This window comes from Myxococcus vastator, from assembly GCF_010894475.1.
GTDB classification, from domain to species: domain Bacteria; phylum Myxococcota; class Myxococcia; order Myxococcales; family Myxococcaceae; genus Myxococcus; species Myxococcus vastator.
Window position 1 is genome coordinate 1 of the sequence record NZ_JAAIYB010000798.1, and the last position, 1,746, is coordinate 1,746.

The 1,746-nt window shown below is 71.1% G+C and carries 2 protein-coding genes; both read left to right on the plus strand.

Annotated elements, in window-relative coordinates:
* The coding region (locus G4D87_RS37375; RefSeq protein WP_163787537.1) for a hypothetical protein at positions 1–180 on the plus strand (180 nt) is incomplete at its 5' end.
* A 324-nt stretch (positions 181–504) separates the two neighbouring features.
* Positions 505–1,746, plus strand: a 1,242-nt coding sequence (locus tag G4D87_RS37380; protein ID WP_163787538.1) for a DEAD/DEAH box helicase, incomplete at its 3' end; no start/stop codon positions are given.

Below are 1,746 nucleotides of genomic sequence, written 5' to 3' on the forward strand. Positions count from 1 at the left end.
GAGGCGCGTGGCGGGGCGCGGCTCGTCACCGCGCGGGTGCCCATGGCCCGCCTCTTCGGCTACGTCACCGGGCTGCGAGGCCGCACCCAGGGCCGGGCCCAGGCCAGCATGCGTCTGGGCGCGTACGAACCGGTGCCGGAGGCACACCAGGCCGCTTCGGCGGCGGAGGCCCGGGCCTGAGGTGAAGGACGGCCCCGGGAGCCAGAAAGGGCTCCCGGGGCCGGCAGGGCATTCCGGGTCTTTCGACTTGGAAGGACCTGTGGACGCAAAACCGGCAAGCAAGCTGTTGATTTCACGGGACTTCCGGGGCGGGAAAGTGCAGGGTCCCCCGCGATTCTCCGGAATGGGTAGGGGTGACCCCCTGTTTCCATCCGCTCCCAAAGCGGTTCGGCCGGCTGGGCCCGACCGCGCACCGCCAGGCGCCCCGGACATGTGTCCGACTGGGCGCGCTGCGCGGGCTTCCTCCCCTGGGAGGGAGTGGGCTTACCTCAACATCAGGAACCCATGACTTTCGACGAACTTCAGCTTCACGACACCCTCCTGCGCGCCGTCAAGGCGGAGGGCTACACCACCCCCACGCCCATCCAGCAGAAGGCCATCCCCCATGCGCTGGCCGGGCGCGATGTGCTCGGCGTGGCCCAGACGGGCACGGGCAAGACGGCGGCCTTCGCGCTGCCCATCCTCCAGCGGCTGTCCGCCAAGGCGCCCGCGGGCGGGGCGCGCCCGGTGCGCTGCCTGGTCCTGACGCCCACGCGCGAGCTGGCGGGCCAGGTGGGCGAGAGCTTCGGGACCTATGGTAAGGGGCTGCCCTTGCGTCACGCCGTCATCTTCGGCGGCGTGGGCCAGAATGCGCAGGTGCAGACGCTGCGCAATGGCGTGGATGTGCTGGTGGCCACGCCGGGCCGCCTGCTGGACCTGATGGAGCAGGGCTTCGTGTCGCTGCGCTCGCTCGAGGTGTTCGTGCTCGACGAGGCGGACCGCATGCTCGACATGGGCTTCATCCACGACGTCCGCCGCGTCATCAAGGCGCTGCCGCCCAAGCGGCAGACGCTGTTCTTCAGCGCCACGCTGCCCGTGGACATCGTGGACCTGGCGCGCAGCATCCTCACGGACCCCATCCGCGTGGAGGTGTCGCCCGCCTCCAGCACCGCGGAGACGGTGAGCCAGCAGGTGTACTTCGTGGAGCGCGAGCAGAAGCGCGGCCTGCTGACGCACCTGCTGACGGAAGGCAACATCTCCCGCGCGCTCGTCTTCACCCGCACCAAGCACGGCGCGAACCGGGTGGCGAAGCAGCTGGAGGGCGCGGGCGTCAGCTCGGCGGCCATCCATGGCAACAAGAGCCAGAATGCCCGGGAGCGCGCGCTCGACGAGTTCCGCTCCGGGACGCTCCGCGTGCTCGTGGCCACGGACATCGCCGCGCGCGGCATCGACATTGACGGGCTGAGCTACGTCGTCAACTACGACCTGCCCAACGTGCCGGAGCAGTACGTGCACCGCATTGGCCGCACCGGCCGCGCGGGGGCCAGTGGCACGGCCGTGTCCTTCTGCGACGCCGAGGAGCGCGCGTACCTGCGCGACATCGAGCGCACCATCCGCCGCAACGTGCCCGTGGTGGAGAACCACCCGTACCGTTCGGGCCAGGCCGCGCCGCGTCCGGTGAGCCATGCGTCCGGCGCCGCGCCGGAGGCCCGGCCTTCGGGCAACGGGGGGCGTTCCCAGGGCGCGCCGCTGTCGCTTATACCCATC